General features: G+C 36.7%; 16 protein-coding genes. 9 read left to right on the top strand and 7 right to left on the bottom strand.

The features are described 5' to 3' along the window. Nucleotides 1–123: 123 nt before the first annotated feature. The 5 genes from BUA76_RS14735 to BUA76_RS14715 all read right to left on the bottom strand — a co-directional run bounded on the left by BUA76_RS14735 (nt 124) and on the right by BUA76_RS14715 (nt 4,467). Nucleotides 124–435, bottom strand: coding sequence for an NIL domain-containing protein (locus BUA76_RS14735; protein WP_072885550.1), 312 nt, complete (start codon nt 433–435; stop codon nt 124–126). A gap of 207 nt (nt 436–642) precedes the next feature. Then, nucleotides 643–1,287, bottom strand: a complete 645-nt coding sequence (locus BUA76_RS14730) for a YiiX/YebB-like N1pC/P60 family cysteine hydrolase (RefSeq protein ID WP_083573244.1) — start codon at nt 1,285–1,287, stop codon at nt 643–645. After that, nucleotides 1,265–1,720: a DUF1801 domain-containing protein gene (locus BUA76_RS14725; RefSeq protein WP_072885549.1), complete on the bottom strand. Its 456-nt coding sequence runs from the start codon at nt 1,718–1,720 to the stop codon at nt 1,265–1,267. The genes BUA76_RS14730 and BUA76_RS14725 overlap by 23 nt, the downstream gene beginning before the upstream one ends. A gap of 127 nt (nt 1,721–1,847) precedes the next feature. Beyond that, entirely contained in the window at nt 1,848–3,272 is a 1,425-nt protein-coding gene (locus BUA76_RS14720; protein WP_072885548.1) for a hypothetical protein, read from the bottom strand. Nucleotides 3,273–3,282: 10 nt separating this feature from the next. Continuing rightward, on the bottom strand, nt 3,283–4,467 hold the full coding sequence (locus BUA76_RS14715) for a hypothetical protein (protein ID WP_072885547.1): 1,185 nt from the start codon (nt 4,465–4,467) through the stop codon (nt 3,283–3,285). A 174-nt stretch (nt 4,468–4,641) separates the two neighbouring features. On the opposite strand from BUA76_RS14715, the gene BUA76_RS14710 reads away from it, so the two are divergent. The 3 genes from BUA76_RS14710 to proC all read left to right on the top strand — a co-directional run bounded on the left by BUA76_RS14710 (nt 4,642) and on the right by proC (nt 7,853). Then, the gene (locus tag BUA76_RS14710) at nt 4,642–5,847 is read left to right on the top strand and encodes a pyridoxal phosphate-dependent aminotransferase (protein ID WP_072885546.1); all 1,206 of its coding nucleotides are present in this window, start codon (nt 4,642–4,644) and stop codon (nt 5,845–5,847) included. A 106-nt stretch (nt 5,848–5,953) separates the two neighbouring features. Then, nucleotides 5,954–6,973: a UDP-N-acetylmuramate dehydrogenase gene (gene murB / locus BUA76_RS14705; RefSeq protein ID WP_072885545.1), complete on the top strand. Its 1,020-nt coding sequence runs from the start codon at nt 5,954–5,956 to the stop codon at nt 6,971–6,973. Nucleotides 6,974–7,049: 76 nt separating this feature from the next. After that, nucleotides 7,050–7,853 carry a pyrroline-5-carboxylate reductase gene (proC, locus tag BUA76_RS14700; protein ID WP_072885544.1) on the top strand — a complete coding sequence of 268 codons (804 nt, stop codon included), beginning with the start codon at nt 7,050–7,052 and terminating at the stop codon, nt 7,851–7,853. Between the two features lie 37 nt (nt 7,854–7,890). On the opposite strand, the gene BUA76_RS14695 is transcribed toward proC, so the two are convergent. Beyond that, nucleotides 7,891–8,313, bottom strand: a complete 423-nt coding sequence (locus BUA76_RS14695; RefSeq protein ID WP_072885543.1) for a VanZ family protein — start codon at nt 8,311–8,313, stop codon at nt 7,891–7,893. A 55-nt stretch (nt 8,314–8,368) separates the two neighbouring features. On the opposite strand from BUA76_RS14695, the gene lnt reads away from it, so the two are divergent. From lnt to BUA76_RS14665, 6 genes are all read left to right on the top strand, one after another. Continuing rightward, nucleotides 8,369–10,012, top strand: coding sequence for an apolipoprotein N-acyltransferase (lnt, locus tag BUA76_RS14690; protein ID WP_072885542.1), 1,644 nt, complete (start codon nt 8,369–8,371; stop codon nt 10,010–10,012). 142 nt (nt 10,013–10,154) lie between these two features. Continuing rightward, a complete protein-coding gene (gene rpmB, locus BUA76_RS14685; protein ID WP_029294538.1) occupies nt 10,155–10,394 on the top strand; it encodes a 50S ribosomal protein L28 in 240 nt (79 codons plus the stop codon). A 7-nt stretch (nt 10,395–10,401) separates the two neighbouring features. Then, on the top strand, nt 10,402–10,584 hold the full coding sequence (gene rpmG, locus BUA76_RS14680; RefSeq protein WP_027379950.1) for a 50S ribosomal protein L33: 183 nt from the start codon (nt 10,402–10,404) through the stop codon (nt 10,582–10,584). Between the two features lie 20 nt (nt 10,585–10,604). After that, nucleotides 10,605–10,754: a DUF4295 family protein gene (locus tag BUA76_RS14675; RefSeq protein WP_072885541.1), complete on the top strand. Its 150-nt coding sequence runs from the start codon at nt 10,605–10,607 to the stop codon at nt 10,752–10,754. 165 nt (nt 10,755–10,919) lie between these two features. Then, nucleotides 10,920–11,873, top strand: a complete 954-nt coding sequence (gene ftsY, locus BUA76_RS14670) for a signal recognition particle-docking protein FtsY (RefSeq protein ID WP_072885540.1) — start codon at nt 10,920–10,922, stop codon at nt 11,871–11,873. Nucleotides 11,874–11,943: 70 nt separating this feature from the next. Beyond that, the gene (locus BUA76_RS14665) at nt 11,944–12,210 is read left to right on the top strand and encodes a GlsB/YeaQ/YmgE family stress response membrane protein (RefSeq protein WP_072885539.1); all 267 of its coding nucleotides are present in this window, start codon (nt 11,944–11,946) and stop codon (nt 12,208–12,210) included. A 62-nt stretch (nt 12,211–12,272) separates the two neighbouring features. Here BUA76_RS14665 and sppA read toward each other — a convergent pair whose 3' ends face one another. Next, the gene (sppA, locus tag BUA76_RS14660; RefSeq protein WP_072885538.1) at nt 12,273–14,030 is read right to left on the bottom strand and encodes a signal peptide peptidase SppA; all 1,758 of its coding nucleotides are present in this window, start codon (nt 14,028–14,030) and stop codon (nt 12,273–12,275) included. Nucleotides 14,031–14,046: the final 16 nt, after the last annotated feature.

The raw sequence follows: 14,046 nt of genomic DNA, 5'->3' as shown, positions 1-14,046 counted from the left end.
ATATGACTGATTACCAGATAAATATACAAAATACTCGCTAATATTACAACTTTTTTTAATAAAAAAAACCGCCTCAGTTGTGAGACGGCTTCTTTCTGTAATTAAAAACGATATGAACCTATCTTATAAATACTTTCTGCAGACATATTCTACAGTGGTACTCAGAAGTTTATTTTTATTCAGATACATTTCCAGCACATCATAGTCATCCGAACTTACATTGATATACAACTGAACAGACCCGAAGCTTCTTCCATTTACATATTCCACATTTGCTGACAACACCTTGTGACAGATCCCAAACTGATGGTATATGGTATTCATCAGCTGTTCAAACTTCATTTTACCGTTCAGTTCGATTTCCAGGATCAATTCTTTTTTTGGCAGGTTTATATTACTGTTTAAAATCTGCAGGCTTGGATTAGGTGTTATCATAACAAAACTATTTGGTTTAAATACTAATGCTCATTTTTTCTACTGGGTTAAGCTTAAACAAAAATATAAAAAAATATTAGTCTACCAAATTAGTAGGATAATAATTTTAAATTTATTTTCGCTTTATTTTTTTCTTTCTCAAAATAAAATCCAAATAAAAAAACGGACTCTTCCGAATCCGTTATTATTTCTTTTTTTACAGTTATTTTATTTAAGAATTTTAATCCTTTCCAGCTTTTCTGAAGCAGCCAGTCCGTTAGGATTACAGCCGGGTTCACCTTCCGGAACTTTAAGGCCTTTCTTGCTGTAAAAATTCTCCCAGAAAGCATTGGTTTTTCCTGTTGCAGGATCAATAAAAGTCATGGGTTCCAGTGTAAAAATATGATCGTTCCTGAAAGCCCTTTCAATGTAATCTGAACAGTAATATGAGTTTTCATCCAGAATATAATTAAAATTGTAAGGTTTTCCCAACATAGAATTTGCTTTTTCTATGGCTGAAGGTATCGCATCCTGGAATTGGGCTTTCAGACGGTAAACAACAATTGCTTGTCCATCTTTAGACTGATCTTTCAGAAAATCTTTTAATTGCTGTTTTTGGGAACCGTCTTTTGGAGCGGCATGCAGAACATACAACTTTCCTTTGTTTCTTTCCAGGATTCCCATATGATCAAAAGAAGCATTTTTCTGCTTTTGGGTAACATTATTGATAGCGCCGGAAAGCCCGCTATTTTTCGCAGTGACAAATAGTAAATCTCCGTTTTGAAGCTCTGAAATTTTATAACTTTTGCAGCTAAAAACTAATAGTACTGCAAAAAAACTTAAGAAAAATTTACTTTTTAAAATTTGCCTCATAACAATCGATCCAGTCCTGAACCGTCATTTTTTTACTTACTTCTGCCAATAACTCAAAAGGAATATCATCCATTTTCTTGAAACGCACACAAGATTTCCCCATATCCAGCTTTCTTTTAGAATATTTGGGAAATTCTTCTACAAACCAATCCAGCAGATCCGGTTTTGCATACATTCCCATATGGTAGAATGCTATAAAATTCTTCTGGGAAGCAATACTGATGAAAGGCAAAGGCGTTCCCGGAGCGCAATGATACCCCGCAGGATATGTTTCCAAAGGCACACCCCAGCCGATCATTCCGTAGCTGCTGCCCTGAGAAAAACCTTCCGGTAAATTGTTGTTAATCGTGTCAAAAAGTTTTTTGAAAACCTCCTGTCTTTCTTCAGGAATCTTCGAAAGATAATCATCTAGTGAAACGGATTCTATCTGCATCTTTAAAGTTTTAATAATTTCCAAAATAACGAAAATTTAATAGAACAGGATTTTAAATCGGTAAGTTTTAATAAAAAAAATCAGCCTTAAAATTTAAAGCTGACTTAATCATATTTTTCCGAAGGAATTATTTCACAAAATTGTAAATGCTGAGCATCTGAACATTTTTACCGTCTTTGTCCAGGAACAGTAACTTATTAGTAGCCGGAACAAACTGCACCAAATTTCCATCGGTAAAGCCGTAATTCTGGAAAAAGTTTCTTCCTTTATAATCCAATGTAAGCTCTTTCGGGGTAAGACTTCCGAAATCGAAAGCTTTCATTGAAAAACCTGTATTTCCGAATGCTCCTTTTGGAAAAAACGCGGAAACATAAAGATTATCTCCTGATTCGATCACCTGAATTCTTCTTCCGGAAGGATTGCTTCCCAGCGGTACAAACTGCATTACCTCCCCTTCTTTATTGAATTTCATTAAAACCCCTACACCAAGCGTGTATACAGGATCCGGGAAACGGTTCATTGCCGTAGGCATCGGTCTCGAAACCGTTTCCTGCTGAACCGCCATTAAAACCTCATCGCCTTTTATGATGGTCTTAATTACTTTGACGTCGCTCATGTCTTTGGCTCCGGCAAGATTCGTATTGCTGATTACCGCTTTTCCTGATTTAATATCATAAAACATTACCGTTCCGAAAGTACTTCCGCCCATTGTAACCGCCTGATTTTTTCGTCCGAAAGTTACCAGATAGTCATTGTCATTTTTGCTGATTGCGTATAATTTTTCAGGAATATATTTATCATCAAAGGGTAAATCCTTATCCTCCGTATTGGAAACCATCTCCATTTTGTAAGATTCTTTCCAGCCGGCAGCTTTACGGAGCAAAACGATCTTTCCTGAATTCGTTAAGGTTAAAGATTTTTCCACATAATCGCTGCTTAGAGTAATTTCTTTGTTCCAAAGCGGCGTTAATGTTCTTAAATCAATTACTAAAACATCATTAACATTATCCGTTTTTTTCGTTGCATATCTGTCATTGAACACGGCCACATATTTTCCGCTCTCTGAAAAAAGAACGTAAGTCGTTCCGGATTTATTTGTAGACTCAATCGTGTATTTTGCGATGCTTTTCGTAGTAAAACTTCCTGATTTTTTACTGAAAACATGCTGAAAAACTTCCTTTCTGTTTTCCTTACCGAAATATTCTTCCGTAAATGCCACAAACCTGTCTTCGTCAATTTGCTGTGATCCCAGGTAATTGTGGAGAACGCCGTTGGTTTTATTCGCATAATCCTGAATATACGTGTCTACAAGACTTCCGTTCTGATCCAGTTTTCTCATTAATAATTTTTTATGAGGGAATACATTTCTCATTAATCCGTCGATATTAATCGCACTGAACATATAAGAGTTGTAATCGTCTGCCAGAACCAGCTTTTCATCGGTTTCAAGATTGTCATCGGTTGTAAATTTTGTTCCTTCCACAACCTTTACCTGAGCAAATGCACATACAGAAGCCGTGATCATTACTGAGGCAATAATCTGTTTAATCATGTTATTTTCTTTAGTTATTATAAATTTTTTCTTCTAATCTTTTTAATTCAAGATTGGCATCGTAGGATAATTTGATGTCTACCAGATGTTCCTGAAGTTCATTTAAATACTTTTCCGCTTCTTTAGAATTTCCCAAAGCAAGATTCAGCCTTATTAGATTAAAATAAAGATACTCTCCTATTTTCTGGTTGTACAAAGCTTTCTTATCACTGTAATTCACTTTTGTAAGTGCCGTTTTCCACATATCGATTCCCTTCTGCATATTTTCCATGGCTACTTTATTCGGAGCGTAGTCAGATTTTGCCTGAAGCTTTTTAAGATTAGTTGTTACGTAGATATAGGCTTTTTCCAGATCATCATAATCTCCTTTATTTTTTACCGTTTCTAAAGCAACCGAAGAGTTGATCACCTGGTATCCGAAATGATCATTAATAATATTTCTGGTACGGTCCATTGTTCTCTGGAGGTATGCTTTTTCGTGCGCATTCAGGTTGATTTCGTTGGTAGGCACACTTGCGATCTCTGCAAAGTCGGAAAAATAAGTTTTATCCAGTTTTACCACTCCGTTTTGTTTACCTATAATTCTCACCGGCTGGTTGGCAAATGTTTTCCCCTGATTGTCCTGAAAATTTGTTCTTTCCATTTCAATCTGCAGATCAAGATCATTTCCACCCTTTGAAAAACCTGCGACGTTTATTTGTGAAGCGAGAATTTTGTTGTCTACAATTAAAGCATCTCTCAGGTCAGGCTGTCTGTAAACCGGCATTGGAGGGATATTAAGGACAGGTCTTGAAGGCAGCGTCAAAACCGGTGCTCCGTTCGTAGTGGCAATTTTTTCAACCGCAGACAGTTTGCTGTACTCAGCAGATTCAAGTTTGAATTTTTCCTGAAGCTTTTTTACTTCAGCCTCATAATCTTTCAGTCTTTCCTGATGTTCGATCTTAGCTGTTTCTACATTCGCCTGATAAGTATTTACCTGATTTTGGTGATCTTCTTTAGACATCCTCAAAACATCCTCTTTAGTAATATTATAGGGAGATTTTACAGCAATCGTATAATTTCTGTTTGCAGCATTTGTAGCAAAAACAGGTTCTTTCAGCAATTGGAAGCTGATTGTTTCTTTATCAATTCTTTGAGCCAAAACAGACTGAACCGAAAATAAAACAGCAGGAATAAGGAAATGTATTTTCTTCATGGAAATAGTTAATTCTGCGCAAAAATAGAATAATTTATTAATAAAATATATTTCATAATTATATAATAACATTAATTCTTAGTAAATCATTAAGATTATCGAGAAATTCTTCTTAGATGCTTATTGTATTATTGAGAAATTAAATCTTATTTTTGCCATACAAATTTTTCAACAATGCCGAATATTTCAAACAGAGCACTGCACATGCCACCTTCGCCGGTAAGAAAACTGGTTCCATTTGCCCTGAAAGCAAAACAGAAAGGAATAAAAGTCTATCACCTGAACATCGGGCAACCCGATATCGAAACCCCGGAAACGGCACTGAATGCTTTAAAGAATATTGATCTTAAGGTATTAGAATACGCCCTTTCAGAAGGTAATTTAGAATATAGAAAAGCATTAACAGATTATTATCATTCATTAGGATTCAATGATCTTACAACAGATAATTTCATCGTTACCAACGGAGGATCGGAAGCTTTGAATTTTGCAATCTCCACTTTATGTGACGACGGCGATGAGGTGATTATCCCGGAACCGTATTATGCGAATTATAATGGATTTACAAGCACTTTCAATGTAAATGTTGTTGCTGTTCCATCAACCATAGACACAGGATTTGCCCTTCCTCCGATTGAAGAATTTGAGAAAAAAATTACAGAAAAAACAAGAGCAATCGTTATCTGTAACCCTGGAAACCCTACAGGTTATTTATACACCCGTGAAGAACTTCAGAAACTGGCAGAAATTGCTCTTAAATATGATATCGTGGTGATTTCAGATGAAGTATACAGAGAATATGTATATGACGGGAAGCAGCAGGTTTCCATGCTCGCTTTTCCTGAACTGGCAGAAAACTGTATTATTATCGATTCCGAATCAAAACGTTATTCTATGTGCGGTGTGAGAATCGGATGTATGATTACCCGTTCAAAGAAAATCCATGATGCGGCCATGCTTTTTGCGCAGGCAAGATTAAGTCCTGTTTTATTAGGACAGATTGCCGCTACTGCAGCACACCAGAATGACGGAGCTTATATAAGAGCCGTAAGAGAAGAATATACGCACAGAAGGAATGTATTGGTGGATGCATTAAACGCTATTCCGGGCGTAATCTGCCCGAAACCGAAAGGGGCCTTCTATTGTGTTGCCGAACTTCCTGTAGACGATACTGAGAAATTTGCTCAATGGTTGCTTGAAAAATATTCCAACCAGAATGAAACGATTATGGTCGCTCCGGCCGGAGGATTCTACAGCAACCCGGAATTAGGAAAAAAACAGGTAAGAATTGCTTACGTTTTAAAAGAAGAAGATCTGATAAGAAGTGCCGCTATTTTAAAAGATGCCCTTGACCAGTATAAATTAGAGTTAAGTCTTTAATCTCAAAAAATATAGTTATCAGCAATAAAAACCTGGATTAGGAAATTCATTCCAAGCTTTTATTGCTGATATTTTTTTTAATAAGATCAACGAATTTGTTTAAATAATCCAAATGCAGGAAAATTTTTCACTCAAAGCCCATAACACATTTGGCGTAGATGCAAAGGCGAGGTATTTCACGGAAGTACATTCTACCGAAGAATTAATTGAAGCGTTGAACGATCCCAAAACAAATACTTTACCGCTGCTCTTTTTAGGCGGAGGAAGCAATATTCTGCTGACTCAAGACTTTGAAGGATTAGCGATAAAGCTAAATCTTAAAGGCACTCACGAAGATTTCATCAACGAAAATGAAGTATTGGTAACATCAAAAGCAGGTGAAAACTGGCATGAATTCGTACTATTCTGCCTTGAAAAGAACTATGGCGGACTGGAAAATCTTTCTTTAATTCCCGGAAATGTAGGAACATCACCTATGCAGAATATCGGTGCTTATGGAACGGAGATCAAAGATACTTTTGTTAATTGTACCGTTCTTAACCTGGAAAACCTGCAGCTTGAAACTTTCAACCTGGAGCAATGCAGATTCGGGTACAGAGATTCTGTTTTCAAGCAGGATGGAAAAGGAAAATATGTCATTCTGGATGTTGCTTTTAAACTGTCCCGAAAAAATCATCACATCAAAACAGAATATGGTGCAATACAGGCAGAGCTGGAACATTTGGGAATAGAAAAACCTACCATTCAGGATGTTTCGCGTGCGGTAATCAATATCAGGCAAAGCAAGCTCCCGGATCCGAAAGAAATCGGCAACGCCGGAAGTTTCTTTAAAAATCCAACCATTCCTTTATCTCAATTTGAACAATTAAAGGAAAACTTTACAGAAATTCCGGGATATGACAACGGAGATTTCGTGAAAGTTCCTGCAGGCTGGCTCATCGAACAGACAGGCTGGAAAGGGAAGCAAATTGGAAATGTCGCTTCACACAAACTTCAGGCTTTGGTTATTATCAACGCTAACGGAAAAGCGACTGGAAAGGAAATTTTTGATTTTTCAACGAAAATCATTGATTCTGTGAAAGAAAAGTTCGGGATTGAGCTGGAAAGAGAAGTCAATATTATTTAAGATAATTATTAAAAAACTTTGTCAAAGTTCAGAACTTTGACAAAGTAACTACACATAAAACAAACAAACACACAATATGAAAATCGCAATTCTTGGGGCCGGAAACATGGGCCTCTCCTTTTCAAAATCATTTTTGAAATACGAACTGATAAAGCCGGAAAACCTTCATCTAATTACAAGAAATCAATCAAAATTTTCCAAAATAGCAGAAGAATTTCCAAAATCTAAGATTTCGACTTTTGATGAAGTCACAGAATTGAATGCCGACTTAATCATTATCTCCGTTAAACCTCAGGACTTCAATCATGTTGCGGAAAACTTCAGGTTTCGGCTTAAAGAGAACCAGATGGTTTTATCCATCATGGCCGGAATTAAAATCAAAAAAATTCAGCAATTATTACATCACCCTTTGGTTGTAAGAGCCATGCCTAATTCGCCAACACTTCTGGGGATGGGAATTACGGGGTATACTTCCGCATCAGGAATTTCCTTCAGTCAGCTCATCAATATTGAAAGATTACTCAACTCAACAGGAAGATCCGTTTATTTGGAAAATGAAGAATTGCTTGATGGGGTAACTGCGCTTTCAGGAAGCGGGCCGGCGTATTTTTATTACATTGTAGATGCCATGATTAAAGCCGGAGTTGAAATGGGAATTGATGAAAACCTGTCAAAACTTTTTGTAACGCAAACCATGCTTGGCGCTTACCACCTGATTAATAATTCTGATAAAAATCTGGAAGAACTTATTAAAGATGTTGCCTCAAAAGGCGGAACAACCGAAGCTGCATTGAAAACTTTCAATGAAAATAATTTTAAGGACATCCTGAAAAAAGGTATCCTGAATGCGGAAAAACGGGCTAAGGAATTGAACGGATAGCTTCAACTACGCTCAACATGCACAAGTACTTATAATTTCAAATAACCCAGTTTTTAAATCTTTTTTCAATAATTTTTTTCATTAAAAATCCTAAAAAGACACCAAAGGTATTCAGGAGAATATCATCTACTTCAAAAATTCCCATTCTGGAAAAATACTGGAGCGCTTCTATGATAACAATCGAGGATATGAAGGTGAACAATAACGTTTTCAAATCATCAAGCTTAGGAAATATCCACCCCAGAAAACCGAAAGGAATAAACATAATAATATTACCTCCAACAATTATTATAATATCTTTCCATGAAACAGATCCTTTTATAAAATTTATCGTTGAAAATATAGGTTCAATGGTTAGTAAATTATCTTCAGACTGAGTTCTGCCCATCCCGAAAAACATCAGGTACAGCAAAAATATGGTATAAGGAACAAAAACAATTTTATAAGATTTCTTTAACATCGTTTGCAAATTTATTCATTTCAAAAACATTAAATTTGTATTATAAATAAATTGAATGAAATACGTTTTACTTACGCTCATTTCAGCGATGCTATTATCCATTTCGTGGCCTACTTACGGAGTTCCTTTTTTTATATTTTTTGCGCTGGTTCCGCTTTTGATGATGGAACACGGCGTTTCTAAATTTTCTGGTTATAAAAGAAAAAGCTGGGTCGTTTTCGGGCTGTCATATTTGTGTTTTATAATCTGGAATGTGGTAACTACAGGCTGGCTGTACGGCGCAAAAAATCCGGATGGAAGCCACTCAATATTAGCCGTTTTATTCCCCGTACTGGTTAATTCCCTTCTTTATTCTTTGGTATTTCAATGTTATCACTGGTATAAAAATGCACAGGGAACGTATTGGGGACTGGCATTTTTAGTAGCCATCTGGATGAGCTTCGAAAAATTCCATTTGGGATGGGAATTCACCTGGCCCTGGCTGAATCTTGGAAACGTATTTTCAGACTATCCAAAAATAATTCAATGGTATGATACGCTGGGTGCTACCGGTGGAAGCTTCTGGATCTTACTGATCAATGTTTTGATCTTTTATACGGTGAGGATCTGGCAAGCCGGAAGAAAAAGAAAAGACCTTATCAAAAATACTTCAATCGTTGCAACGCTGATTATTGCCCCAATGATTATTTCAGTTGCACAATACCATAATTTTAATGAAAAACCAATTGGCAGCGTTAACGTGCTGATGCTTCAGCCTGATCTTGATCCTTACGCGGAAAAATATTCCAAAGACAGCCTGGTTATTGAAAATGATCTTCTGGATCTGGCCGAAAAAAATTCAAAAGGAAAAATCGACTATTATATTGCTCCGGAAACCGCACTTCCCGGCAGAGGCTCCATTTCCGAGCGGGGTTTTGAAAAAAGCATTATCCTGAACAATCTTAAAACATTTCTGTCTAAACATCCCGGTTCTGTTTTTGCTACAGGAATTTCTTCACACAAATTTTATACTTCCGAAGAAAACCTTCCGAAAGAAGCCTACCAGCTGAATCCCGGACTTTGGGTTGAGAGTTTTAATTCTGCCGTTCAGGTTATTCCTAACCGAAAAGTGGAAGTATATCACAAAGGAAAGCTGGTTCCGGGTGTTGAGATCTTTCCTTACATGAGCTATTTAAAACCTCTTTTGGGCGATGCGATGCTTAATCTCGGAGGAACGGTTGCTTCCCTGGGAACCGATAAAGAAAGAGTGGCTTTTGCGAATCCTTTCAACAAAGGCAAAATAGCGCCTATCATCTGCTACGAAAGTATTTATGGAGAGTTTACCGGAGAGTACGTAAAAAAAGGAGCCAACTTTTTAGGAATTATGACCAACGATTCCTGGTGGGGCGTTTCAGAAGGACACCGCCAACTTTTGTCTTATGCAAGACTTCGTGCGATAGAAACCAGAAGAGAGATTGCAAGAGCTGCTAACAGCGGAATTTCGGCTCACATTGATGCTAAAGGAGAAATCGTTGAAGATACTTTTTATGGCGATAAAACAGCTTTATTTGCAAAGGTAAGCCTGTATGATCAAATGACTTTTTATACAAGAGCCGGAGATCTGCTTTCAAGATTTTCAATCTTTGCCCTAGGCTTTTTGTTATTTTATTTTTTAATAACCTGGTTTCAGGAGAAGACCAGTAAAAGTCGTGCAGTATAACGCAGTAAGGAAAAGCACCAATAATTTCAAGTAATTATCAGTAACTTATTTGCAAATAATTTTTCAAAAGATTTGTCTATCTAAAAAATTCTTCGTTATTTTGCACTCTCAAATATTATAGTACAAATAAGAACATCGAGATATGTCAAGAATTTGCCAAATAACAGGAAAGCGTGCAATGGTTGGTAACAACGTTTCTCACGCTAATAACAAAACGAAGCGTCGTTTTGAAATTAACTTATTGGAGAAGAAGTTTTACCTTCCGGAGCAAGATAAGCACGTAACACTGAAAGTATCAGCTCATGGATTGAGAGTGATTAACAAGATTGGAATCGAGGAAGCTCTTGAAAGAGCAACCAGAAACGGATTGATTAAAAAGTAATTGAATCATGGCAAAAAAAGGAAACAGAGTTCAAGTAATCCTTGAATGTACAGAGCATAAAGAAAGCGGTATGCCAGGAATGTCGAGATACATTTCTACAAAGAATAAAAAGAACACCACTGAAAGACTGGAGTTGAAAAAATACAACCCTGTTCTTAAAAAAGTAACGGTTCACAAAGAAATCAAGTAATTATTAAAATATAATTTACCATGGCAAAGAAAGTAGTAGCAACCCTACAAACCGGGTCTAAAAAAATGACCAAAGTGGTGAAAATGGTTAAGTCTTCCAAGTCAGGAGCTTACATTTTCGAAGAAAAAGTAATGAATGCAGACGAAGTTGACGGTTATTTGAAAAAATAATCTACACTTTATTTACAATATAAAAAACTACTCAGCTTTTGGGTAGTTTTTTTGTTATCTTTGCTTTAATCTAGCTGGAAGGAAGCTGGGAGCCGGAAGTTATGTGAACTTCGGGCTTTCATCATCATGCCTTCATCAATAACATAAATTCCGTAATTCATAAAGATGAGTTGGTTTAAAAAAATTTTTAAAAAAGAAGAGAAAGAAACGTTAGACAAAGGATTGGAAAAATCCAGTCAGGGCTTTTTCGAAAAAATGACGAAAGCCGTAGTCGGTAAAAGCAAAGTAGACGACGAGGTTCTGGATGACCTTGAAGAAATACTTATTGCCTCTGATGTCGGCGCATCTACCACCATCAAAATCATAGAGAGAATTGAAGAGCGTGTCGCAAGAGACAAATACGTAAGCGTAAATGAACTGGACAAAATTCTTCGTGAAGAAATTTCAGGATTACTGCTGGAAAATCCTCATGCAGGAACCGGAAATATAGATTCTTCCAAAAAGCCATACGTCATTATGGTGGTGGGAGTAAACGGTGTAGGAAAAACAACAACCATTGGCAAACTAGCCCATCAATTCACATCAGAAGGGAAGAAAGTTGTACTGGGAGCTGCAGATACATTCCGTGCTGCCGCAGTAGATCAGCTGGTAATCTGGAGCGAGAGAGTGGGTGTTCCCATCGTAAAACAGGAAATGGGATCAGATCCTGCTTCTGTAGCTTTTGACACCGTACAAAGTGCTGTCGCTCAAAATGCGGACGTCGTCATCATTGATACAGCAGGAAGGCTTCATAATAAAATCAATCTAATGAATGAGCTTTCCAAAATTAAAAGAGTAATGCAAAAAGTTATTCCGGATGCGCCACATGAGGTTTTACTGGTTCTTGACGGCTCTACCGGGCAGAACGCTTTTGAACAGGCTAAACAATTCACTGCCGCTACTGAAGTAAATGCTTTAGCAGTAACTAAATTAGACGGAACGGCAAAAGGAGGTGTTGTAATTGGTATTTCAGACCAGTTCCAGATTCCGGTGAAATATATAGGGGTAGGCGAAAAGATGCAGGACCTGCAATTATTTAATGGTACAGAGTTTGTAGATTCATTTTTCAAGAAGAGATGATCTAAAAAATCATGTTTTCCCAAAATAGCAATAAACCAAACTATAAATATTAACATTAAAAAATGCAACTATGGGATTTTTAACATGGATTATTTTCGGACTACTGGCCGGAGCACTTGCTAAAGCGATAATGCCAGGAAAACAGGGAGGCGGAATGCTTATCACTATGATTCTGGGTATCATCGGAGCTTTTATCGGAGGAGCAATAGGCGTTTATGTACTTCATTGGGGAGATGTAGATTCTTTCTGGAATTTCAGAAGCTGGATCTTAGCCATTGGAGGAGCTTTGATTGTTCTTTGGATTTACGGAATGCTTACAAGGGAAACCAGGGCTTAGCCAATAAAAATTAAAACGGCGGATTTGAAATTCAAATCCGCCGTTTCTTTGTATAATATAATTTAGTTAATTTTAATCTGATAAGGCATTTCCATTTTTATTTCGGATTGCAGTTTTCTCTTTTCTGTAACCTGTTGAAGGATTTCATAGTTTGATTTTCCAATTTTATTTTTGATCACTCTTGCCGAAATTTCATCTTCATTCAAATCATTAAAGATCTGCTCGAAAGGAGTCATACTTTTCGGATATGAAGCCACAGCATAAGATTTCAATCCCGCTTTCTGTGCGGCAAATTTTACAGCATCGTTTAATGTTCCCAATTCATCTACAAGTCCTATTTGTTTAGCCCTTGTTCCGCTCCACACTCTTCCTCCTCCAATAGCATCAATCTGTTCGAAAGTCTGTTTTCTGTTCTGCGTTACAAAATACACGAATCTTTTATAGGTACCTTCAACACTTCTTGTGATAAGGTTTACCCCGTAAGGAGTGACCCCATTTAATGCCGAATAATACTGAGAATTCGCATTTGTTGAAACAATATCAGAACGGATCCCGTTTTTATTGGCTACATCCTTGAAATAAGGAATGACACCGAAAACCCCTATTGATCCTGTTAAAGTATTAGGTTCAGAATAAATTTTATCTGCTGCCATCGCAATGTAATAACCACCGGACGCAGCATAATCACCAAAGGATACAATGAGCGGCTTTTTCTTTTTTAACTGCTGAAGCTCAAAAAGAATCTCATCTGAAGCATTGGCGCTTCCTCCGGGAGAATTAATCCTGAATACAACCGCTTTTACTTTATCATTATTCTGAAGATCTTTAATGTATTTGATGTATTTTTCAGAATGGATATCATTATATTCATCACCTCCATAAATTGATCCTGAAGCATATAAAACAGCAACTTTATCTCCAGACTTTTCACTATCAGAGTAAGAAGCAATATATTTTCCTAAAGAAATTTTATTTAATTTTTCATCATCCTTTATGTTCAATTTTGATTTGATGAGCTGATCATATTCGGTTTTCTGGATCAGCTTATCTGCCAGTTTATATTTAAGCCCCAATTCAGGAATCATTCCATAAAGACTGTCAACTACTGTTCTGAAGGCAGCGGTATCAATTTTTCTTGAAGCTGCCATTTTTGAGGATGTATTTTTCCAGATATCATTCAGAAGCGTACTGAGTTGTTCTTTATTTTCCGGAGAAATATCGTTTCTCAGGAATGGTTCAACCGCAGATTTGAATTTTCCATGACGGATTACCTCAATACCGATACCGTATTTATCTGCAAAATCCTTAAAAAAGGTTACTTCCGTAGCAAGCCCTTTAAGTTCGATCATCCCCGCCGGATTCAGATAATACTGATCTGCAACAGATCCTAAATAATAAGATGCTTGGGAAACAGCATTTCCGTAAGCATATACAAACTTTCCGCTTTTCTTAAAATCTGCAATAGCCTCTCTCAGATCATCAATCTGGGTGACACCGGCGTTCAGATTATCCGCTTCAATACTGATTCCTTTAATATTATCATCTGTTTTGGCTTTATGAATCGCCTCAACTGCATCATAAATCAAAACATTTTTATTCTGCTCGCTGATATTAAACAATCCCGTCTGCTCTTCAGTAGGACTGTCAATAATATTGGTTTTAAGATTAATTGTAAGTACAGAATTCTTTTTTACAACCACAGATTTTTCACTACCCATAGCACTGAAGACCAGCATTATAATGAAAAAGAAGAAAAACACGACACATAATATGACAATAGCCACTATATTTGCCAGTACATTTTTAAAAAAGCTTTTCATAAACAATCATTTTTCA

This window comes from Chryseobacterium takakiae (genome assembly GCF_900129385.1).
GTDB classification, from domain to species: Bacteria; Bacteroidota; Bacteroidia; order Flavobacteriales; family Weeksellaceae; genus Chryseobacterium; species Chryseobacterium takakiae.
Note: the sequence above shows the minus strand (reverse complement) of the source record. Positions and strands in the feature narration are given on the sequence as shown.

Coding starts and splice junctions, on each gene's coding strand:
- BUA76_RS14735 (WP_072885550.1), bottom strand. CDS start 435: ATGATAACACCTAATCCAAGCCTGCAGATTTTAAACAGTAATATAAAC.
- BUA76_RS14730 (WP_083573244.1), bottom strand. CDS start 1,287: ATGAGGCAAATTTTAAAAAGTAAATTTTTCTTAAGTTTTTTTGCAGTA.
- BUA76_RS14725 (WP_072885549.1), bottom strand. CDS start 1,720: ATGCAGATAGAATCCGTTTCACTAGATGATTATCTTTCGAAGATTCCT.
- BUA76_RS14720 (WP_072885548.1), bottom strand. CDS start 3,272: ATGATTAAACAGATTATTGCCTCAGTAATGATCACGGCTTCTGTATGT.
- BUA76_RS14715 (WP_072885547.1), bottom strand. CDS start 4,467: ATGAAGAAAATACATTTCCTTATTCCTGCTGTTTTATTTTCGGTTCAG.
- BUA76_RS14710 (WP_072885546.1), top strand. CDS start 4,642: ATGCCGAATATTTCAAACAGAGCACTGCACATGCCACCTTCGCCGGTA.
- proC (WP_072885544.1), top strand. CDS start 7,050: ATGAAAATCGCAATTCTTGGGGCCGGAAACATGGGCCTCTCCTTTTCA.
- BUA76_RS14695 (WP_072885543.1), bottom strand. CDS start 8,313: ATGTTAAAGAAATCTTATAAAATTGTTTTTGTTCCTTATACCATATTT.
- lnt (WP_072885542.1), top strand. CDS start 8,369: ATGAAATACGTTTTACTTACGCTCATTTCAGCGATGCTATTATCCATT.
- rpmB (WP_029294538.1), top strand. CDS start 10,155: ATGTCAAGAATTTGCCAAATAACAGGAAAGCGTGCAATGGTTGGTAAC.
- rpmG (WP_027379950.1), top strand. CDS start 10,402: ATGGCAAAAAAAGGAAACAGAGTTCAAGTAATCCTTGAATGTACAGAG.
- BUA76_RS14675 (WP_072885541.1), top strand. CDS start 10,605: ATGGCAAAGAAAGTAGTAGCAACCCTACAAACCGGGTCTAAAAAAATG.
- ftsY (WP_072885540.1), top strand. CDS start 10,920: ATGAGTTGGTTTAAAAAAATTTTTAAAAAAGAAGAGAAAGAAACGTTA.
- BUA76_RS14665 (WP_072885539.1), top strand. CDS start 11,944: ATGGGATTTTTAACATGGATTATTTTCGGACTACTGGCCGGAGCACTT.
- sppA (WP_072885538.1), bottom strand. CDS start 14,030: ATGAAAAGCTTTTTTAAAAATGTACTGGCAAATATAGTGGCTATTGTC.